The sequence below is a fragment of the Pseudomonas sp. YL2 genome (assembly GCF_023063025.1).
GTDB classification, from domain to species: Bacteria; Pseudomonadota; Gammaproteobacteria; order Pseudomonadales; family Pseudomonadaceae; genus Aquipseudomonas; species Aquipseudomonas putida_A.
Genome location: NZ_JAJSLU010000010.1, coordinates 223,189 through 243,139 on the forward strand (window position 1 = coordinate 223,189; position 19,951 = coordinate 243,139).

The 19,951-nt window shown below is 59.5% G+C and carries 21 protein-coding genes and 1 pseudogene; 10 read left to right on the forward strand and 12 right to left on the reverse strand.

From position 1 onward, the window contains the following. Positions 1 to 224 precede the first annotated feature (224 nt). Positions 225 to 2,606 carry a DUF3772 domain-containing protein gene (locus LVD08_RS16390; RefSeq protein WP_247268662.1) on the reverse strand — a complete coding sequence of 794 codons (2,382 nt, stop codon included), beginning with the start codon at positions 2,604 to 2,606 and terminating at the stop codon, positions 225 to 227. 162 nt (positions 2,607 to 2,768) lie between these two features. Here LVD08_RS16390 and LVD08_RS16395 point away from each other — a divergent pair, with 162 nt between their 5' ends. Beyond that, the gene (locus tag LVD08_RS16395; RefSeq protein WP_247268663.1) at positions 2,769 to 4,112 is read left to right on the forward strand and encodes a hypothetical protein; all 1,344 of its coding nucleotides are present in this window, start codon (positions 2,769 to 2,771) and stop codon (positions 4,110 to 4,112) included. Between the two features lie 79 nt (positions 4,113 to 4,191). Here LVD08_RS16395 and LVD08_RS16400 read toward each other — a convergent pair whose 3' ends face one another. The 3 genes from LVD08_RS16400 to LVD08_RS16410 all read right to left on the reverse strand — a co-directional run bounded on the left by LVD08_RS16400 (position 4,192) and on the right by LVD08_RS16410 (position 6,496). Continuing rightward, entirely contained in the window at positions 4,192 to 4,641 is a 450-nt protein-coding gene (locus LVD08_RS16400; RefSeq protein WP_247268664.1) for a GNAT family N-acetyltransferase, read from the reverse strand. Between the two features lie 105 nt (positions 4,642 to 4,746). Beyond that, positions 4,747 to 5,472, reverse strand: a complete 726-nt coding sequence (locus tag LVD08_RS16405) for an alpha/beta fold hydrolase (RefSeq protein WP_247268665.1) — start codon at positions 5,470 to 5,472, stop codon at positions 4,747 to 4,749. 100 nt (positions 5,473 to 5,572) lie between these two features. Further along, entirely contained in the window at positions 5,573 to 6,496 is a 924-nt protein-coding gene (locus LVD08_RS16410; protein ID WP_247268666.1) for a LysR family transcriptional regulator, read from the reverse strand. A 271-nt stretch (positions 6,497 to 6,767) separates the two neighbouring features. Here LVD08_RS16410 and LVD08_RS16415 point away from each other — a divergent pair, with 271 nt between their 5' ends. Further along, positions 6,768 to 7,364, forward strand: coding sequence for a DJ-1/PfpI family protein (locus tag LVD08_RS16415; protein WP_096797689.1), 597 nt, complete (start codon positions 6,768 to 6,770; stop codon positions 7,362 to 7,364). Between the two features lie 31 nt (positions 7,365 to 7,395). Here the strand turns inward: LVD08_RS16415 and LVD08_RS16420 are convergent, their stop codons facing one another. Both LVD08_RS16420 and LVD08_RS16425 read right to left on the reverse strand, forming a co-directional pair. Further along, on the reverse strand, positions 7,396 to 7,554 hold the full coding sequence (locus LVD08_RS16420) for a DUF2986 domain-containing protein (RefSeq protein WP_081730283.1): 159 nt from the start codon (positions 7,552 to 7,554) through the stop codon (positions 7,396 to 7,398). 48 nt (positions 7,555 to 7,602) lie between these two features. Next, on the reverse strand, positions 7,603 to 7,935 hold the full coding sequence (locus tag LVD08_RS16425; protein ID WP_247268667.1) for a low molecular weight protein tyrosine phosphatase family protein: 333 nt from the start codon (positions 7,933 to 7,935) through the stop codon (positions 7,603 to 7,605). A 285-nt stretch (positions 7,936 to 8,220) separates the two neighbouring features. Between LVD08_RS16425 and LVD08_RS16430 the strand changes: the two genes are divergently transcribed. Beyond that, positions 8,221 to 8,916, forward strand: coding sequence for a tRNA (adenine(22)-N(1))-methyltransferase (locus LVD08_RS16430; RefSeq protein WP_342453907.1), 696 nt, complete (start codon positions 8,221 to 8,223; stop codon positions 8,914 to 8,916). A gap of 72 nt (positions 8,917 to 8,988) precedes the next feature. Next, the gene (locus LVD08_RS16435) at positions 8,989 to 9,468 is read left to right on the forward strand and encodes a MerR family transcriptional regulator (protein WP_247268668.1); all 480 of its coding nucleotides are present in this window, start codon (positions 8,989 to 8,991) and stop codon (positions 9,466 to 9,468) included. A gap of 15 nt (positions 9,469 to 9,483) precedes the next feature. Here the strand turns inward: LVD08_RS16435 and LVD08_RS16440 are convergent, their stop codons facing one another. Beyond that, positions 9,484 to 10,488 (reverse strand): acetoacetate decarboxylase (ADC), encoded by a 1,005-nt coding sequence (locus LVD08_RS16440; RefSeq protein ID WP_431061417.1) that lies wholly within the window; start codon positions 10,486 to 10,488, stop codon positions 9,484 to 9,486. A gap of 37 nt (positions 10,489 to 10,525) precedes the next feature. Next, positions 10,526 to 11,317, reverse strand: a complete 792-nt coding sequence (locus LVD08_RS16445) for a type 1 glutamine amidotransferase domain-containing protein (RefSeq protein ID WP_097087841.1) — start codon at positions 11,315 to 11,317, stop codon at positions 10,526 to 10,528. Positions 11,318 to 11,511: 194 nt separating this feature from the next. Here LVD08_RS16445 and LVD08_RS16450 point away from each other — a divergent pair, with 194 nt between their 5' ends. The 3 genes from LVD08_RS16450 to LVD08_RS16460 all read left to right on the forward strand — a co-directional run bounded on the left by LVD08_RS16450 (position 11,512) and on the right by LVD08_RS16460 (position 14,516). After that, on the forward strand, positions 11,512 to 12,597 hold the full coding sequence (locus tag LVD08_RS16450; protein WP_247268670.1) for a saccharopine dehydrogenase family protein: 1,086 nt from the start codon (positions 11,512 to 11,514) through the stop codon (positions 12,595 to 12,597). A gap of 68 nt (positions 12,598 to 12,665) precedes the next feature. Then, entirely contained in the window at positions 12,666 to 13,898 is a 1,233-nt protein-coding gene (locus tag LVD08_RS16455) for an NADH:flavin oxidoreductase/NADH oxidase family protein (protein ID WP_247268671.1), read from the forward strand. A gap of 183 nt (positions 13,899 to 14,081) precedes the next feature. Then, a complete protein-coding gene (locus tag LVD08_RS16460) occupies positions 14,082 to 14,516 on the forward strand; it encodes a GFA family protein (protein ID WP_446739756.1) in 435 nt (144 codons plus the stop codon). 19 nt (positions 14,517 to 14,535) lie between these two features. On the opposite strand, the pseudogene LVD08_RS16465 reads toward LVD08_RS16460, so the two are convergent. Continuing rightward, positions 14,536 to 14,622 (reverse strand): annotated as a pseudogene (locus tag LVD08_RS16465) (DUF1993 family protein); the annotation flags it as partial. Positions 14,623 to 14,663: 41 nt separating this feature from the next. Beyond that, a complete protein-coding gene (locus LVD08_RS16470; protein WP_041074696.1) occupies positions 14,664 to 15,056 on the reverse strand; it encodes a MerR family transcriptional regulator in 393 nt (130 codons plus the stop codon). Positions 15,057 to 15,131: 75 nt separating this feature from the next. On the opposite strand from LVD08_RS16470, the gene LVD08_RS16475 reads away from it, so the two are divergent. Then, on the forward strand, positions 15,132 to 16,211 hold the full coding sequence (locus LVD08_RS16475) for an SDR family oxidoreductase (protein WP_247268672.1): 1,080 nt from the start codon (positions 15,132 to 15,134) through the stop codon (positions 16,209 to 16,211). A 145-nt stretch (positions 16,212 to 16,356) separates the two neighbouring features. Here the strand turns inward: LVD08_RS16475 and LVD08_RS16480 are convergent, their stop codons facing one another. Then, positions 16,357 to 17,478: an SMP-30/gluconolactonase/LRE family protein gene (locus LVD08_RS16480; protein WP_247268673.1), complete on the reverse strand. Its 1,122-nt coding sequence runs from the start codon at positions 17,476 to 17,478 to the stop codon at positions 16,357 to 16,359. 236 nt (positions 17,479 to 17,714) lie between these two features. Here LVD08_RS16480 and LVD08_RS16485 point away from each other — a divergent pair, with 236 nt between their 5' ends. Further along, the gene (locus LVD08_RS16485) at positions 17,715 to 18,830 is read left to right on the forward strand and encodes a saccharopine dehydrogenase family protein (RefSeq protein WP_247268674.1); all 1,116 of its coding nucleotides are present in this window, start codon (positions 17,715 to 17,717) and stop codon (positions 18,828 to 18,830) included. Positions 18,831 to 18,832: 2 nt separating this feature from the next. Further along, positions 18,833 to 19,321, forward strand: coding sequence for a DUF2269 family protein (locus tag LVD08_RS16490; protein ID WP_247268675.1), 489 nt, complete (start codon positions 18,833 to 18,835; stop codon positions 19,319 to 19,321). An 8-nt stretch (positions 19,322 to 19,329) separates the two neighbouring features. Here the strand turns inward: LVD08_RS16490 and LVD08_RS16495 are convergent, their stop codons facing one another. Beyond that, positions 19,330 to 19,782 (reverse strand): thiol-disulfide oxidoreductase DCC family protein, encoded by a 453-nt coding sequence (locus LVD08_RS16495; RefSeq protein WP_247268676.1) that lies wholly within the window; start codon positions 19,780 to 19,782, stop codon positions 19,330 to 19,332. Between the last annotated feature and the right edge of the window lie 169 nt (positions 19,783 to 19,951).

Sequence of the window (19,951 nt, forward strand, 5' to 3'; positions counted from 1 at the left end):
CTCTTCGCGAGCAGGCTTGCTCCCACAATGGATCAATGACAGGCATGCATTCCGTGTTCAGCGCAGAGCCCCTGTGGGAGCGGGCTTGCTCGCGAAAGCGGAGTGTCAGTCGCCGGAGGTTTTGCCTGTGCCGGCGTCTTCGCGAGCAAGCCCGCTCCCACAACGGATCAATGATAAGCATGCATTCCGTGTTTAGCGCAGAGCCCGCTCCCACAGGGGGGCTGTTACGGGGCGGAGGCTGGTTTCGCCAGCGCAATCCCCGCATCCCCCAGCCGCTTGAGTATCTCGAACAGCAGGTCACTCTTGGTCCCGCCGACAATCCGTGGGCTGCCGACGTAGCCGGTCACCGTCAAGGTGATGCCATCGGGCGACAGCTTGCTGAAGCGCACGTACGACGCCGGTTTGTCGAGGATGTTTTCGTTTTCGCGGTAGGTGTTCAGCAACAGTTCCTTGACCTGCTCGGGGTCGATGTCCAGCGGAAACATCAGCTCCAGGCTTGCCACCCCCTGGGCGCTGCCGCCGAGGGTGACGTTGCGCAGGTTCTGCGAGATCAGTTGCGAGTTGGGCACGATCACGATGGAACGGTCGCTGAGCTGGATTTCCGTGGCGCGCACGTTGATCCGGCGGATGTCGCCCTCGACGCCGCTGATGCTGATCAGGTCGCCGACCTTCACCGGGCGTTCGGTGAGCAGGATCAGCCCGGAGACGAAGTTCTTGACGATCTCCTGCAAACCGAAACCGATCCCCACCGAGAGCGCACTGACGATCCACGCCAGATTGGTCCAGCGCACGCCCAGCGACGACAGCGTCAGGAGGATGACCGTGGCATAACCGATGTTGGAAAACAGCGTGCTCAGCGACGCGCACATGCCCGGATCCATATCGGTCTTGGGCAGGAATTCGTTGTCGAGCCAGCGGCGCAAAGCGCGGATCAGGTAGATGCCGATCAGCAACGCCAGCACGGCATTGATCAGATGCGCGGGAACGATGTTCAGCTTGCGCAATCCTGCGCCGCCGAGAATGCCCATGACATTGGTGGTCAGTTGCCCGAACGTGGTGCCGATGCCACCGACGAACAGGGTAATCACCGCCAGCAACAGCAGCCCGGCGCGGCTGGCACCGGACAGCACAATCGAAATCTGCTCCAGCCGCCGGTCGCCCATGCCCAGAGTCTGCTTGATGGTCTTGCCGGCCGAGTAGCGCGGCGAGAACAGGTATTCGCAGGCATCCTTGACCACCTGCACCAGCAAATAGAACCCGGCCAGCACGATATAGGCCCAGACCAATTCATAGGTGACGAAGCGGGCCAGCGACACATAGCCGGTGAGCAGAGCCAGCGCCGACACGCACATGCACACCGTGGCAATGCTGTAGATCGCCCCGGCGAACGTGCTGCCGGCCTCCGGGTCATTGGCGGTGAGCAACGCTTTGCGCACTTTGCCGACGCGCAACAGCAGCGGCACCAGAATCACGATCACCACGATGGCAATCACCCCACGCTGGGCGATCACGATCTGGCTGCTCATGCCGGTGGCGTTGCTGACCTGCACCAGCGTCACCAGCACCAGCAGAGTGGCAGCGAGAATCCTTGGATAGGGCCGCAACGCCAGCGCCACCGAGTCGGCAATCGCCGGCAGCCGCCACGAGGGATGCTGGGTCGACAGCAGCGCGCGGCTCAGCGCGGTGATCAGGACGCAGGCGTAAACGGCTTTTTCGAACTCCTCGGAAAAAGTCTGCAGCATGGGCGTCAGTGGTTCGTGGCGGGTGCAGGCGTAGAACAGCAGATGCAGGGCGATGGCCGTGGTGCCAAGGGTCGCCAGCGCCGAGGCGAATGCCAGCGCGCTGCGGCGCAGACGCCCCTCCGGCATGCGATGGATGCACAACCAGGTCAGCCCGCGCTCGGCGAGTCGGCGGCCGAGCGTCCAGAAAGCCAGCGCCAGCAGCACCAGCACACAGGTGAAAAAGCGCTGGCCGGGCGCCCAGACCGTGGCCCAGGTGAGTTTCACCTGATTGATGAAAAAATTCAGGCGCTGACGATCATCCGGCTCTGGCGACACCAATGGCGACCAGAAGTCCGGGCTCAGGATGCTGTCGGTGCGCAGCGTCAGTTCGCTTTCGAGCAGTGTGCGGCGGATGCCGGCGATTTGCGTGATCAGCTCGGCGGCGCTTTGTTTGAGCGCGGCAAGGCTTTTGAGCGTGGCATCGACCTTGTTTTTCTGCTCGTTGAGCTGCGCCCGTTGCGCGGCGATTTCCGCCTGTTCGGCGGCAATCTGCGTATCCGGTGCTGCGCCGAGCACCCCCAGTTGCACCGCCAGTTGTGCCTGCTGCGGCAACAACGACGCCGACAACCGATCGACATCCAGAATGAACGTCTGCACCCGGTCTTGCGGGCCTTCGAGCTGGTTGTAGTTGTTGGCGGCGGAAATCTGCTGCTTCAACCCGTCGAGGCGCAGTTGCAAGGCTTGCAGATCACTTTGCGAGACCTCCACCAGCGGCGCCGCAGCGGTCGCCGAGGGCGCCGGCAAATCCGCCGCCCACACCACCGAACTGCCCGGGGCGAGCAGGAGCAGCGCGACAAAAAACAATGACTTCAATGTGTTGCGCATGAGAGGGGCCGGTTCTCGTTGATCACACAATCTATGAGGTTAGGTGATCGAACCGGGCACGGCGGAAAATTTCGGGGGAGCAGGGCATGCGTTTCAAAAAAAATCGGCGACAGGCATGCTATGGCTCACGCCAATGTTCGGACGTCAGGGATAGTCAGCTCCATGTGGAAAGTTTTGTTGCAAAGACTCACCGGAAAAACATCCACCACTGCAAAAACCGAACGCTCAGTAGATCCAGTGGATCCACCAGAAGTATTGCCAGTGCGTGACTGGAAGTGGCTGGTCACGTCCTGGGATGGATTCGACCGGGAGGCCGGTCTACGGCAAATCCGCTCGTCGCAGTCGATCGAGCGGCTGGCGTCCATTATCGTGCGGCTCAACGACTGGGTGCCGCAGGTACGCGCGGCGGCCAGAGACGCTTTCGCAGACTACCTGACCCCCGAGTATGGCCCTTGGCTGATCGCCAAGACTCCCGCCATCCTTGCCCTTGAGCAGCGCCGACGCGAAGACCATGGCGTTACCATCCAAAAGCTTGAAGCGCTGCTGGCAACACCTGAGTGCCTCGCGCAAACCACGGCGGCCTTCGAAACCAGCCGTGGCGCCTGTACGCGGTTATTTTTCAGGGTACTCGCTCAGACAAAGCGCGCAGATGAGCTGGAGGCGTTTCTTGTCGCGAGCCTTCATCATGCAGATTTCAGTGTGCGTCGGGCTGCGCTCGGCAGGGCAATGGCGCTGCCTCTGGCATCGGCTCAGAAGGCCATCGCCTATGGACTCGCCAGCAACAGCAGCATTCTCCGGCGCCTGTCGTTTCTGCAAGCCATTGAGTTGCAAACGGATCGCACACGACTGATCGAAGACTTTCTGACCGACCCATCGTCTGCAGCAAGATCGACTGCACTCTGGGCCGCCAGAAAGTATGGCGTCGACCCGTTGCAGGTACTTCAAGCGCAACTGGCAGGCGAGATTCCCGCCACCAAAGCCCGTTGGCTTGGCGTACTCGGGTTGGCGCAGTCGCTTGGCATGGCGATCCCGCAAGGGTGGATGAACGCTGCCCTCAGCCAAAACAGTGGCGAGGTTCGGTCACTGGTCCTGAGCCTCGAAGGAGAGGGCAGGCCTGATTTACTGATCGCGGCGATCGCGGATCCGTCACGCCCGGTGTTCGAGGCCGGGGTACGCGGCCTGCGCCCGCAGCCGTGGAAAGTCATCGAGTCCGCATTCAGCGCTCAGCTCGAGACCCTCTGGCCAGCGCTGTCCGCCTCTCGACGTCAGGCACTGCTTGAACTGATGCCCAAATGGACACAAGCCGGGTATCTGTTGCAGCAGCTGTCTCGCACACCTGCTGAACCTTCCGTGCTTGAGCAGTTGCGTGCATGGGTCTATGGCCAGACTTACTCGATTAACGACCGAGAAACTTCGGTAAGCGAGCGTGCCCGAGTTGTCGCGAAACTGACTGCGCTTGAGAAGGACGGGGTATTGCCGACAGGGTCGGTTGCCAGGCTGACATGAAGTTGATGTCAGGCAGGCATGAGTGCCCGAACCCGGATAGGTTGAATCGGGGAAGGTCTGCTACGCGGTTGGATCCGGATCACGGCTGCTGGCTGTCAGGGCCTGTCCACGACATTTCGATATGCGTGTCTGTCGCGCCAGTCTGGCGAAAACCCAGTCGCTCATAGAGCTTCTGCGCCAGAGTGTTCGTGCGAAAAGCGCCCAATTGCAACGGCACCTTGCGGGCAGCGGCTTGCAGCTGGAGGTTCTTCAGAATGCGCGAGCCAATGCCCTTGCCTTGGTACTCGGGCGAAATAGCGATGTTCTGAATATGGATTCGATCTTCCTTGTCCAGAATCTGCACATAGCCAACAATCCGGCCGTCTTGTTCAATAACCGAAGTGGCCGCGCAGGCGAATTCCGTTGCGAAATTTGCGCGTTGCCAACTCTCATCCCAGCCCCATATTTTCTCGATGTGTTCGCGGAAGACTGCTCGATGCAAGTCGAAGAGGGCTGGCTGGTCGCTATCGGTGGCGGGGCGTCGCGTCATGCGGGTCTCTGATTTGTGCTTTTGACCTGTTGAGGCTAGTGGCTGCAACAAAAAACGGCAATTCGGATCGATATGCCGCGCAGCATCTGACTGGCCCAAATACACTCAAAGCGCCACCCGCTGCAGAAACTTCCTGACCTCCAGCGAATACGCCCCCGGATGCGAAAACCTGAACATATGCCCGGTCCTCGGCATGACGATTTCCTGCGCGCCTTTTATGCCATTCAGCAGAATCCCTGCAGCCTCTTTGCCGATCAGCCTGTCTTCCTCGGGCGTGAGGATCAGCGTCGGCACGTCGATCTTTGCCAGCAGGGCGGTGTAGTCGACGGTCTCGATCGAGCGCACGCGGTTGACGTAGGCCTTGTGTGGGGTTTGCTCGATGAAGAAGGCGCGGCTCCTGGCGGTTGACCAAGGGATTTCGCCTTCCTTGTCGAACGACGAAGCCAGTTGTGCGGCGTGGAGGCGCAGGGTGGTCTGTCGATAAAACGGCCCGGGGAAGAACGGCGCCAGCGCGGCCAGCGTTTTCAGCAGGGGCGAGGTGATCGGGTTTTTGGCGAAACCGCCGGACAGCACCAGGCCCTTGAGGCCTTTTGGCTGGCGCGTTGCAACCGCGATCGAGGCGACCGCGCCGTAGGAGTCGCCCACCAGCACGTAGCATTCGAGATCTTTCACTTGATCAACGATGAAGTTGGCGAGCGTTTCCAGATCAGCGACGTCGTCCGGTAAGCGCAACGTACGCATGGCGCGGTGCTGCAAGTGGCTGAGTTGGTTGAGCTGCCACGGCGCACCGGCGAAGCAAGGGACCATGACCAGCGTGGGCTCGGTTTGCATGAGAATTCCAGGGATGTTGAACGGATGTCCGCACTCTAGGAGTACCGAGGCGCGCGATCCAATGGCATTGGTGCAGCCTCTCGATGCACGAGATCGATCATCAGTCGTCGATCAGCATTCTGGTCAACCATTCAACCGCAGGCTCGTTGGCGCGCCCGCGTGCGCGGACGACGAAGACCTCCCAGGTCGGTAGCGGCAAAGGCAATTCAAAAATGCTCAGTTGTGCTGTTTCCTGCAGCTGTAAAGCGATGCGTTCGGCGACCACGGCAATCGATTCCGATGCGCCAACCATGAATGGCACTGCGAGAAAACTCGGGCAGGTGACGCTGACCTTGCGGCTGCGACCGAGCTGTTCCAGCGCGTCATCGACAGCGCCCCGCGCGTCGCCCCGGGGCGAAATCAGAACGTGCGGCAGACGCGTGAAGTCATCCAGTTCCATATGCAAATGTTTGCCGCGCTTGACCAATGCCGGGTGCCCTTTGCGGGCGATGCCGACGAATCGCTCCTTGTGCGCGAGCTGGCAATCAAAGCGTTGCGGCACTTGCGCAAACGAACCCGAACCCAACACCAGGTCGATCTCGCCGGCGTCCAGTTGGCGCATCGCCGACTCGCCATCCACCGGCCCGAGTTTCAGCACCACCTCCGGCGCCGCAACCTGAATTTTCGCCAGCGCCGGGGCGATGACGGTCAGCACGGCGTGATCGGTGGCCGCTATCCGCAGTGTCGCCTGCAGACGCGCCGGATCGAACGGCCCCCGTGGGCTGGCGACCAGCCGCACCGATTCGAGCACCGCCGCCACTCTGGGCATCAGCTCGATGGCCAGCGGCGTCGGTGCCATGCCGCGAGGGTTGCGAATGAACAACTGATCATCAAACGCCGTGCGCAAACGCGACAGGGCATGGCTGGTGGCTGACTGCGACAAATGCAGGCGCTGCGCCGCACGACCGACGTGCCTTTCCGCCCAAAGCGCCTCTAGAACCACCAGAAGATTGAGGTCGAAACGCGTCAGATCCAGCGGCTTCATGGGGTGTTGGCCTTTTCATCATTCGATGTTCGCCACTTTCCTACAGCCACTGGCTGAAAGCTACAGCCCGATCTGTCCTTGCAGGCATGCAGGCGTGGTCGCCTGAGAAGGTATAGGGCGAGACGACGCGGTTGTTCAGCCGTCCTTTCCGTGGCGCGTAGCCGGTGTATCAAATGCCCGTCGATGTCGCCTGCAATGTACCCATGACAATTTTTTGATTGTGATAAGCGGCAGATTTTACGATGAGTCATCGCCCATTTAGAGACTCACCATGCACATCGCCATCCTGACCTTTGAAGGCTTCAACGAACTGGATTCGCTTATCGCGTTCAGCATTCTCAACCGGGTCAAACAGCCCGATTGGCGCGTGTCGATCGCCAGCCCGACGGAAAAAGTGCGTTCGATGAATGGCCTGGTAATCGAGGCTCAGGTGTCATTGGAGGAGGCGAGCGACGCGGACGCGGTGTTGGTGGGCAGCGGAAGTCTGACCCGGGATATCGTGGCGGATACCGAGCTGATGGCGCGGCTACGGCTCGATCCGCAGCGCCAGCTCTTGGGCGCCCAGTGTTCGGGCACGCTGATCCTGGCAAAGCTCGGCCTGCTCAATGACGTCCCAGCCTGTACCGATCTGATCACCAAGCCCTGGGTGGAGGAGGCCGGTGTGGCGGTGCTCAATCAGCCGTTCATGGCCAAGGGCAATGTCGCCACCGCTGGCGGTTGCCTGTCCTCACAATATATGGCGGCCTGGTTCATCGCCCGTCTGGCCGGTGTGGAGGCCACCCGCAACGCGTTTCATTATGTGACGCCCGTTGGCGAGAAAGAGCTCTACATCGATCGGGCAATCGCGAACATCGAGGCGTATCTGTAAAGCACGTTTAATCGACGCCTGAAGCAGCGAATCAACTCTCACGGGTTTCAACCGGTTCGGCCGCCGCTTCGGCAGCCAGTTTCGCGCGGTCGGCCTTGCTGATGTACTTGGGCTTTTTCGGCGCCAGTTTGGCGCTGGCCTTTTTGGCCTTTTCCTTGAACAACTGCTGCAGTTTCTTTTGGCGGTTCATGTTTCTACTCAATTTGAAAGTACGGTGATGAGGATGGCAGCCTGAGCACTAAGCCCGAGGCTCGAGATAAGGCTTCACGGCGTCCTCAAGAATATCCACCAGCTCGGGATCCATGAAGCGATAGTCATCTGGAATATCCAGCGTGTGGATCGGCTTGTGCTCAAGTAATCGGGTGTATTCGGCTTGCAGGCGATTGAGGTGCTTGCGTTCCATGACAAAGATGACATCGGCCCAGCGGATATCCGCCGGGCCGATCGGTTTGCGGGCGTTGGGGCTGGTGCCTGCCGAGCGGGCTTCGAACCCGGGCCGACGGCGCCAGATCGCTTCCGCCGTCGGACTGCGCCATTGGTTGCGGCTGCAAACGAACAGGAGATTGGTCACACTTGATCCAGCAATTGGCGGGTGGTGCGGATGGGATAGCTCATGCCCAGTTGGCGCGCCCTGGCCAGTTTGTCAGCAGCCGCGGTAATACGAGTTGTGGGTATGGTAAGCGTGAATCGACGCAGTGGCTAGGTGGTTGAGCCGTTGCAGCCTTGCCCCTGCAGCCACTGGTCACACCGACGCAGTAAGGCGCTGCCCGGATTTGAAATACCCACCATTGCCCGCTAGAGTCGCGCCCCTTGTCCGGCCAGCAGCGCCGGCGATGGCTGGGGAAGAGGGCGGCAGTTGAACGAACACACATTGTCCATGCGACTGGAGCGGGTGGCGGCGCATGTACCGGCCGGCGCGCGCTTGGCGGATATCGGCTCGGATCACGGCTATCTGCCGGTGGCGCTGATGCGCCGTGGTGCTGTCGTTGCGGCGGTGGCCGGCGAGGTGGCGCTGACGCCGTTCCATGCCGCGGTGCGCACGGTGTGCGACAACGAACTGCAGCAGCACATCCGCGTGCGTCTGGCCAGTGGCCTGGCGGCGATCGAACCTGATGACGGGATTACCGCGATCAGCCTCTGCGGCATGGGCGGCGAGACGATTCGCGACATTCTCGACAGCGGCAAGGCGCGCCTGCGCGGGCACGAGCGGCTGATCCTGCAACCCAACGGCGGCGAGCAACCCCTGCGCCAATGGCTGATGGACAACGGCTACCGCATTCTCGAAGAAGAAGTGCTGCAGGAAAACCGTTTCTTCTACGAAATCATCGTCGCCGAGCGCGGCGCACCGCTGAGCTACAGCGCCGAACAGTTGTACTTCGGCCCATTGCTGATGCAAGCACGCAGCCCGGCATTCCTCGGTAAATGGCAGCGTTCTTTAAGGCAGAAACAGAAAACCCTTAGCAGCTTCAAACAGGCACGCCAGGCTGTGCCCGAGGAGAGGCTGGAAGAGGTTGCGCGACAGGTGCAGTGGATGACTGAGTTGCTGGCGTGATCTGTCGTGTTGGCTCTTGCACTCCTTCAGGTTTAAAGTCAGCTTCAAGGTTAACGTGCTGCGGAGTCGGACATGAGAATTGGTGAACTGGCAAAAATCAGCGGACTGGCGCCATCACGTATCCGCTTCTACGAAGCGAGCGGGTTGATCACTTCGGTCGCGCGCAAAGCCAATGGCTATCGCGATTACGCCCCCGACACACAGTGGGTGTTGCATATCATCACCGGCGCGCAGGCGGCAGGTTTCTCCCTGGAGGAAATTCGTCAGTTGATGCCGATGAACGCGAGTGGCTGGCAGCACGACCAGTTGCTCAGTGGCTTGAGGCAAAAGGTCGAAGAAATCGAAGTCCTGCAGCAACGGCTGGCGCAGAACAAGGAGCAACTGCTGCTGGTCATCAAGGGGATCGAGAGCAAGCCTGCGGGGATGGCGTGTGCGGACAATGCGCAGAGGCTGATCCAACGGCTGTGCGAAGAAGGCGTGGTTTCTGCGCCCGACAAGCAGCCAGCAGCTGCGGCAAGAAAAGCAAACGCCCGTCAGACATCCAGAGCCTGACGGGCGTTACCGCTTTCAGCGATTGCCAACCAGCGTGGCAAGCGGTTTTGGCGCATAGAGCGCACTCTGGAACTCAGGGACATATTCGTACTTGAGCATTTTCCCCAGCTTCAAGTCGCGCAAGTAGTTCGACAGGCTGCCATCGCCCAGTGTCAGCGTGGCGGCATCCGCGTCCCGGCTGGAACCGTGGCTGAGTTGGCGCGACACCGCGTAGCCATAGGCCAGTTGGCCCTGGTGATCGAGGTTGGTAAAGCTGCTGGTGACGATATCCTCATCGCGCGACAGTTTGTCGAGCTTCTTCGCAGTGAAGGACACGTCCGGTTTGCCGGTCTGGCTGTCACTGATCTCATAGATCACGGATTGCCCGTTTTCTTTGCGATCAATGCCGGTCAGCCACTTCGGCAGGTTGTAACCGACCACTCCGCGCACCCGCGCCAGCTCGGTATTGACCGGCAACTTGAGCACATAACCCCAGAAATCTTCTGACATCGACTGGCCAATCAACGTGAGCGGGCCCAGGTTGGCTTTGCCGGGTTTGTTGGTGATGATCGACACGGCAACTTCGTTATAGGCGTCGTTATCGCAATGCTCGTAGGTGTACGCAGTGAATGCGATCAAGCCACGTCCTGGCCAGACTTGCAGCGGTTGCACGGTGGCCAGTATTTCGGGCGGCATCAACGCCCGGAGCCGGTCGAGGTCGGCGGTATAGATCGCCGTGACACGACTGTTCTGGTAGTAGAAGTTTGGGGAATAGGACTCGAAGCCAATGTCGACCTTGTGCTTTTCCAGTCCTTTGAACCAGCTTAAATCAACGCCCGGGACTTCGGCGGCAATCACCGACAACGGCGGATTGGAGCGAAAGCGGTCATAGAGGCCACCCTTGACGACGGGCACCGGGTGGCCGGCAATGTCGATGGTGGTGGTCTCGGTCAGGTCGGACATTTCAGGTGTCTCCGCCAACGCAGCGTTGGCAAAAGTGGTGATCAGCAATCCTGTTAAAACGGCGCTTGCGAGTTTCAATCGGACTTTCTCCGGTGGGTAGGCACTACAAAAAGATTTAGCGCGTTCGTTCGTCGGCGTTGAGCACCGCCATCACGGCTTCAGCCACGGCTTTGGGCGATTGAGGGTTCTGGCCGGTCACCAGTCTTCCATCGGTAATGGCAAATGAAGTGAACGGCAGCCAGCCCTTGCGGTAGTGCGCGCCCTGGCTCACCAAGCGGTCCTCAAGAAAGAATGGCACCTGATTTTTCATGCCCGAGAGCAGCTCTTCGCGGTCAGAGAAACCGGTGATGTTTCGGTTCTTGATGATCAATTGGCCTTGGCTGTCCTTCAGATCCAGCAGACCCGCTACGCCATGGCACACGGCCGACACGATGCCGCCCTGGTTGTAGATGGTTTCGGCGACACGGCGCAGGTCAGGGTTGTCGGGAAAGTCCCACATGACGCCATGGCCCCCGGTGAAGTAGATGACGCCGAAGCGGGACGGATCGACCTCGGCGATCGGCAGCGTATTGGCCAGGCGCGCGCGGAACGCAGGGGACTGCAAGTGCTCCCGCGCAGCCTTGTCCATGTACAACCAGCCCAGACTGCGTTCGTCCAGAGGCACCGCGCCACCCTTGGGGCTGGCAAACACAGTGGTGTAGCCGGCGGCTTCCACCACATCGGTGAAGTGGGTCAGTTCGGTCAGCCACAACCCGGTGGTATCGGTTCGAGAGGGATAGCTGGCGTGATTGGTCATGATCACCAGGATCTGGCGATCCTTGATAGCCGCCGACTCAGCATTTGCAAACGTCATGAAAGCACCACCTATCAATAACAGGGCAGAGGAAACAAGGGTCTTGAGCATCATCCGGGCTCCATCGAGCAAGCAGGTCGGCGCATGCTCACCTTAAACCTCACTTCAAGGTCAACCCCGCTGCTGCGAATAATTTGCGTCGATGCCATCGGACTTTTGCTTGACCCTCAACCTGACTTTAACGCTAGCGTCTGACGCTGATTGGGCAAGGCAATAACGCCGGTCATCAATCCACTCAGGAGCCACGCATGAGTCAGCAAGACCTACCGGATACACCGATGAAATGGATGATTTATGGCGCCAACGGCTATACCGGCGAACTGATCGCTCGCGATGCCGTCAGGCGTGGACTCAGGCCGGTGTTGGCCGGACGTAGCCGCGACAAGGTCGAAGCGTTGGCCCGGGAACTGGGTCTCGAAGCCCGGGTGTTCGGTCTGGACGACCCTGCGCGGTTGCTGGCGCAGATCAAGGGCCACGGTTTGATTCTGCATTGCGCGGGGCCGTTTTCCGCGACCGCCGCGCCGATGATCGAGGCCTGCCTGCGAGCCGGCGCACACTATCTGGACATCACTGGCGAGATTGCCGTATTCGAACATGCGCAGTCCCTGAATGAGCGGGCGCGGGCAGCAGGGTCAGTCATTTGCCCCGGCGTCGGCTTCGATGTAGTCCCGACCGACTGCGTTGCCGCCGCCCTGAAAGACGCGCTGCCGGATGCGACGCATCTGGCGCTGGGCTTCGATTCACGTTCGAGCTTTTCACCCGGCACTGCCAAGACTTCAATCGAAGGCCTGGCGCAGGGTGGCAAGGTCCGACGCGACGGCAAGATCGTTTCCGTGCCGCTGGCCTATCGGGTACGGCGTATCGATTTCGGTGCCGGGGAGAAGCTGGCGATGACCATCCCCTGGGGCGATGTGTCCACCGCCTGGCACACCACCGGCATCGCCAATATCGAGGTGTTCATACCGGGTTCGGCGGGGATGATTCGCGGCGCCAGGCTCGCCAACTGGATTCGTCCGTTGCTGGGACTGTCGTTTGTGCAGCGGCTGCTCAAGGCGCGCATCGGCAAGACAGTGACCGGCCCGGATCAGGCAAAACGTGCTGACCAAGGCACCTATGTGTGGGGCGAGGCCCGCAATGCGCGCGGTGAAAGCAAAGTCGCCCGCGTGCACACCGCGAACGTTTACAGCCTGACGATCGACGCTGCGTTGGCGGTGGTTGGCTATCTGTTGCAGACACGTCCGCCCGGCGGTGCCTACACACCTGCGCGGTTGTTGGGCGCGGATCTGGTGACGCACTTGCCTGGGTCGAGCGAAATCAACATTGAATGCCCTTGAAAAAAGTCATTGACCTTAAAGTTGACTTCAATCTTATGGTGACCTCATCTCCAGTTGAGGACTGCCCCATGAATGTGTTCGACGCCCTGACCTTACCCAACGGTTCAACCATCAAGAACCGCATCGCCAAAGCCGCCATGGAAGAAAACATGGCGGACGCCGACCAGGCGCCCTCTGCAGAACTGATGCGTCTGTATCAGGCATGGGCCGACGGTGGTGCCGGGCTGATTATCACCGGCAACGTGATGGTCGACGGCCGCGCCATGACCGGGCCGGGCGGCGTGGTGCTGCAGGATGATCAGCAACTCGACAAGTTCGAGCGCTGGGCGCGGATCGGCCGTTCTGCCGGTGCGCAGTTCTGGTTGCAGATCAATCATCCGGGGCGCCAGATGCAGTCCAACCTCGGGCAGAAAACCTGGGCGCCGTCAGCGGTGCCGCTGGAGCTGGGCAAACTGTCCAAGCGTTTCGCCACGCCCCACGCCATGACCAAAAGTGTGATCAAAGACGTCATTCAGCGTTTTGCGAATACCGCACGCCTGGGTGAACAGGCCGGCTTCACTGGGGTGGAAATCCACGCCGCTCATGGCTATCTGTTGAGCCAGTTTCTCTCGCCACTGACCAATCAAAGGACGGACGAGTGGGGCGGCTCTCTGCAGAACCGCGCGCGGTTGTTGGTCGAGATCGTCAAGGCAGTCAGGGCGGTGGTTTCTGCAGAGTTTGCCGTAGCGGTCAAACTCAATTCCGCCGATTTCCAGCGCGGCGGATTCACCGCTGACGATGCGAAAAAGGTCGTTGAACTGCTCAACGATCTGGGCGTGGATCTGGTGGAACTGTCCGGTGGCAGCTACGAAGTTCCGGCCATGCAGGGTGAGGCGCGTGATGGTCGAACCCTGGCTCGCGAGGCCTATTTCGTCGAATTTGCCCGGGACCTTCAGACCGTTGCCAAAATGCCAGTGATGGTCACCGGCGGCATCCGCCGTCGTCCGGTGGCCGAAAGCGTTGTGCAGAGTGGTGTGGACATGGTCGGCATCGGTACCGCGTTGGCCATCGATCCGTACCTGCCGCGTGACTGGCTGCAGGGCAAGGACAACGCCCCGCAATTACCGCCGATCACCTGGAAAAACAAGGCCATTGCGGCCCTGGCGAACATGGCGGTGGTGAAGTTTCAGCTGGGTAAACTCAGTCGGGCGCAAAAGCCTGATCCGGGGGTGTCACCGTTACGCGCGCTGATTTTGCAGCAGATCGCCATGGCGTTTCGCACTCGGCAATATCGGCGCTGGGTGGAAAAGCGTTCGGCGTGAGTCGCAAGGCATTTCAATCTTGACGTTGGCGGACGTTCTGACGAGAGCCCGCCAAGTCAACCGATGGCAAACTGTGGGCGCAGTTTTCTTATTTCGGGCCAAGGTCATACGGTCGCAGATCGCTAGAATGCGGTTTTGAAACTTCAGCATGGATGCGCAAGCGCTCGTCCAAAGGAGATATCCGTGATAACAGGGCAGTGTCTTTGCGCTGCAGTACGCTTCTCCCTCACAGTGGAACCGCGCTTTTTCTATCGCTGCCACTGCTCACTGTGCCGCAAACAAACCGGTGTCGGGTTCAACCTCGCTACTCTGGTCAGCGCTCGGGACTTTCGTTGGGACGCAGGGCAGGACTCGATCAGCAGTTGGGTCAAACCCAGCGGTTACAGGAATGATTTCTGCGCACAATGCGGCTCGACTTTGCCCAACCCGCTTCGCGGATCACCTTACGTGTGGATTCCGCTCGGACTGCTCGATGAGGATCTGAGCATGGAATGCGTTGGCGATTTCTGTGTGGACGATGCCATGTCATGGGATACGCAGCGTTCAACGCAGAGTTATCACGGGGCGGTGGAGTCACTGGCGTTTCTTCTGCAAAAACTCCGGGTCAATCCTGATTGACCCGAAGCTCGCGCTGCAATTACTTCCTTAGATACGCAAACATGTGCTGCACATAATCCGCCTTGCCCAGCGGCACACCGTTGTGGCGCAGGATGTTGCAGGCAGAACACTTTGCGCAGGAGTCTCCCCACGGCATTTGCCGTAGGCTCAATGATTGGCAGCGTCGCTCAACTGTTGAAGCTCAAGTTGCCTGGCAGCACTCGCTTCGAGGGTCGCACGCTCTACATCCAGATACCGATGAATGCTTTGGAGGTTGGCAATTTTCTGTTTGATTTCGGCCATCTTCTTTTCAATCAGCTTTGCACCATCAGCACAATCGATCAGCTTGTTGCGCTGCGCATCCAGAATCTCGCCTATTTCCCCCAAGGAAAATCCCATGCTTTGCGCGCGCTGGATAAAGTCCAGATCCTGCAGGGTTTGCTCGGTATAGACACGATAATTGTTGGTTTGCCGCAGCGGTGAGATCAGGCCGATCTGCTCGTAGTAACGCAACGTATGACGGCTGGCGCCGCTGCGAGCCTCGAGTTCGCCGATTTTCATGAAAACACCGCTTGACTGTAGAGTTGGGTCGATACTTTACGCTTGATTTCTCACCTTCAACAAGGAGCAGGGGAAATGAGCGTGGAGTGCTTTGTCACGGGGGGAACCGGCTTCATCGGTCAACATTTGCTGGCGAACCTGAGTGCAAAAGGTCACACCCTTCGGGTGTTGATGCGTCGCCCGGAGCGGCTGGCTGCGTTGCGCGAGCAAGTTGATAGTTTAGGCGGGTGCGCGACACGGGTATTTGCCGTGGCTGGCGATCTGGAACAGGACAATCTCGGGCTGAGCCTGGCTGATCAGGAGGTGCTGAGGCGCGCCAGCGTCATATTCCATCTGGGCGCTCACTTCGCATGGGGGCTTTCGATGGAGCAGTCTCGTGCGGTGAATGTGGAGGGGGCAAAGCGTGTGGCGCGGTTGGCGGCTGAGCAAAAAAGCCGTTTAGTGATGATCGGCGGCTACATGCTGAACAATCATGAACATCTGCAACGCATCGGCATTGATCCTCGTCAGCCGGAGTTGACGAACTGGCCCGCCGTCTACCGGCGTGTCGGTGGTTACGAGGCAAGCAAGCTGGAGGCGCATTTTGCGACCCAGCAGGTCATGTCCGCCAAGGGTGGTGAGATGACCGTTGTCCACCCTGCGACGGTCTGTGGCCACAGCCGCACCGGGCATATCGTTGACGGTCAGCCGCTGGTGGCGCTGATACGCAACCTGGTGCAGGGCAAGCTGACTGCAGTGCCCGGTACCGCCGAGCACTGGCTGCCACTGGTCACCGTGGATTATCTGGTCGAACTGGTGGCTGTTTGTGCTTTTGATCCTGCCATGGTGGGCGAGGAACTGCTGGCGCTTGATGATCAAACGCCAAACTTGCGAGAACTCCTGGCACAGGTGGCTAAACCTTTGGGCTTGAAGTCTCCCAAACATCACATTTCACTCCGACTGCTGAAGTGGCTACTGAGTATTCCTCCGGTCGCGTGGTTTTTGAATACAAAACCCGAAGCCTTGGACTTTATCCAGACCACTCGTTTCAACACCGCGGCGGTCGAGCAATTTGCCAACAGGCATGGAATAGCCAAACCGGATATACGTCAGGCTTTGCAGCACACGGCAACGTTCGTCAACGCGTATTGCATAGCCAAGGGCCAGGCACTCTGACGTCTCCCTTGGGCGGCGCCGTCGATACAGGGCGGCATGCTATCGAACGATAATTCAGCGACAAGGATCGTCACCGCGCAGCCTCGTATGCGCGGCAAGATCTTGTTTCGCTACTCACGGAACTGTCGCGAGACCGGCGTCGCTTTTACAACGCAAACGTAGTCCCACGCGTATTTACAAACAACGAGTAGATCGAGTGACTACTGGCCATGAACAGTCGATTGCCTTCGCGCCCGCCGAAGCACAGGTTCGGGCAGCGCTCTGGCAGCGAGATGTGCCCGATGGCCTTGCCCTGCGAGTTGAAAACACGCACGCCGTCGAGTTTTTCCAGGTCGGCCTTGGGATCACCATTACCGCCCCAGCCGCACCACAGGTTGCCCGCTTCGTCGCACTTGATGCCGTCAATCGCGGCATAGTCCAAGCCTTCGATGTGCTTGCGACGTTCACCCAGGGTGCCGTCGTCTTTCACCGCAATTGCCCAGATCAGGCGATTGGGCTTGGCGCGACCTTCGACGACATACAGGGTCTTTTCATCGGGAGAAAAGCACAGGCCGTTGGGGCCGTTGAGGTCGTCGATTACCCGAGTGACTTTTTGGCTCTCACCGTCGATGCGGTACACGGCGTGGGGTTGGGACGGGGTGACTTTGTGGCCTTCGTAGTTGTTGCCGGTCTGGAATGGCGGGTCGGTGAACCAGATCGAGTCATCACTTTTGCAGACAATGTCGTTGGGCGAGTTGAAGGGCTTGCCGTCGAAACTGTCGGCCAGCACGGTGATCGTGCCATTGTGTTCGGTGCGCGTGATGCGGCGCCCTTCGCCAGTGGTGGTGGAGCCTTCGCAAACGATCAGACGCCCTTGTCGATCCCGGCACATGCCGTTGGAGAAGTTTGAGTGTTCGCGGTACACCGTGAAGGAGTCGGTGATTTCGTCCCAGCGCATGATGCGATTATTGGGGATGTCGCTGACCAACAGATACCGGCCATCACCGACCCACACCGGTCCTTCGGCCCAGCGCATGCCGGTGGCGAGTTTTTCAACACTGGCGTTGAAAACGCGTAGCTCCAGGAAACTGTCGTCGAGGATATGAATCAGTGGATCAGGGTAGCGCTGACTCAAGGGTTCGGCGGCATCGGAGAAGCGGGGCAGTGCGGCGCTGCCGACAGTGGCGAGCGTGGCGGAAACAGCGAGCGACTTTTTCAGGAAACTGCGGCGGGTATTGCCTTTCGCTTGATCAAGGCTTTCAGGCTTGGCGGACAGGAATGAGTCCATGTAGCGATCTCCGTGGTTTTATTTTTGTTGAGGAGACGTAGTAATACCCTGTGATAAGACATCGTACAAGTTGATATGGCCGTCGCCAGCGCTGCATGTCATGCCGGTGACTGGAATCGATCTGGCCGACATTGCGCTAACTCTTACCGATGCTGTCTTGCCCGGCCCGGTGATATCAGGGAAGCTGCGCCGAATCCGGTTACGGGTCAGTTGTTGAATTGTTCAGGGAAGAGTTGATGGCACTCAGGGTGTTGGTGGTTGGCGGGTATGGAAACTTTGGCAGTATCGTTTGTCGGCATCTGATCGACATGCCGGGCGTCGAACTGGCGATCTCGGGGCGCGATCCGCAGAAGCTGGAGCGCAAGGTCGCTGAGTTGGGGGCGAGCTGCGAGCGCTGGTGTGGTGATGCGATGGGCGCCGGTTTCACCGCTGCTCTGCGCGCAATGAATATTCAATTGGTGATTCACACGGGCGGCCCTTTTCAGGGGCAATCCTATGCAGTGGCCGAAAGCTGCATCGAGGCGGGCGTCAATTATTGCGATCTGGCGGACTGCCGGACGTTCGTCAATGGCATCGGCACACTCGATGCACGGGCGAGGGAGGCCGGTGTCGCCATCCTCAGTGGTTGCAGTTCGGTGCCGACGCTGTCGTCGGCGATCATCGATGAGCAGCGCCATCACTTCAAACGCATCGACTCGATCGAACACGGCATTTCCTCGTCAGCGAAAATGCCGGGGTTGTCGACGATTGAGGGTGTGCTGGCGTATGCGGGCAAACCGGTCCGCCAACTGCGCAATGGTCAAGTGCATGAGGTGATGGGCTGGGAAGACCTGACCCTGCGCAAGCTGCAGAACCTGGGTACTCGTGCGCTGGCCAATGTTGATGTGCCGGACATGGACATCTTTGCCAGCCGCTTTGGTGCGCACACGTTGAGTTTCAAGGCAGGCGCTGGCCTCAAGCTCGGCGGCGTAGCCAATTATCTGTTTGCGCTGGCGATGAGGAAAGGGCTGGTGCGTGACCACAGGGTGTGGGCGGCCCGGTTGCATCGCTGGGGGACATGGTTTGAGCGTTTCGGTGATGGCAAAAGTGCAATGTATATAGATGTGCGAGGTGTCGGTTTGAACGACCAGCCGTTGTCGATGATGGCGCAACTGACCGCGCTGAATGACAAGGGGCCGGAGATCCCTAGTTGTGCTGCCGTCGCTCTGGCCGCGAAGATCGCTCGAGGTTACTTGCCCGAACCGGGGGCTCGTCCATGTGTTGGTGAGATCAGCGTCGACGAATACGTGGCAGCGATCAACGATCCGCAGAATCTTGGCCTGTCCGTGATGTTCTCTGACGGGATGCGTTGAGCATGCTTTATCTGAGCGTGAAGTACGTGCATGTCATCGCTGCGGTTTTCCTCTTCGGCTTCGGCATGGGTTCCTATCTGTACCTGATCGCCGCCAGTCGCACGGCCAATCCGCAATTGATCGCACATGTGGCGAAGATGGTCGTGCGCTATGACGCCTGGATCACCACGCCGGCGGGCTTCATCCAGATCGCGACGGGTTATTGGCTGACAAGGTTTTCCGGGCTGCCCTTGACCACGGACTGGGTGCTGATGTCGCTGATCCTGTTCTTTATAGTGGGCTCGCTTTGGTTGCCGGTGCTGTTGCTGCAGAAACGGTTGCTGGGGATGGCGGCGGACGCGGTGCAATGTGGCGCAAGGCTTGATGCTGATTACCGGGCTGTTTATCGGCAGTGGTTCTGGATGGGCGTTTGCGGGTTTCTCGGGATGTTCGTGATTGTCTTGATGATGGTGACGAAGATGTCGCCGGGGCAGTGGCTGCAGTTGATGTAGCTGAGCATTCACATTGGCGACTTGAGAAAGCGTCGTTCGTGATCGGGGTCGGGTAACAGGCAGGTGTCGTACTTGCCGAAGATCCGATAGCGATTCAGTGCCACGCGGTCGTAGGTCCAGTCTCTAAGTGCTCGTGGGAAAACTCGCAGAAGCGTGATCGGCGACCAACGAGCCGGCAGTTGTGCAATCACTTCGAAGAACGCATCGGAGCGCACCCAGTAATGTTGGTCGCGGATCACCGCCATAGTGTCGAATTCGTCCACCGGAAGACCGGGCCATGCCAGCAAGGCCTGACCTTCTGGCGATTGCACTGCCGCCAGGCGCACTCGTTGTTTGTTGTCGTGGCGAATCAGAAAACGCGCCCAGCCGTTGCATAGCTTGCAGACGCCGTCGAACAGCACCACGGTCTCGCCTGGATTGAGCAGGGGCGCTGGGGTAGGGCGTATTCGGGAGCCGGGCAAGGGCCGGGATCCAGGAAGTTGGGCTGTCATTGTGAGGCATCATCCGAAGGCGTTGTTTTAGGCGATGGACCGTATGCTGCGCATCTGTTGACGGTGCGTCTATATATAAGCAGGCTTTTTCGGTGCATTGATAGAAAACTGAAATTAACGGTTGACGGCAGATTCAGGA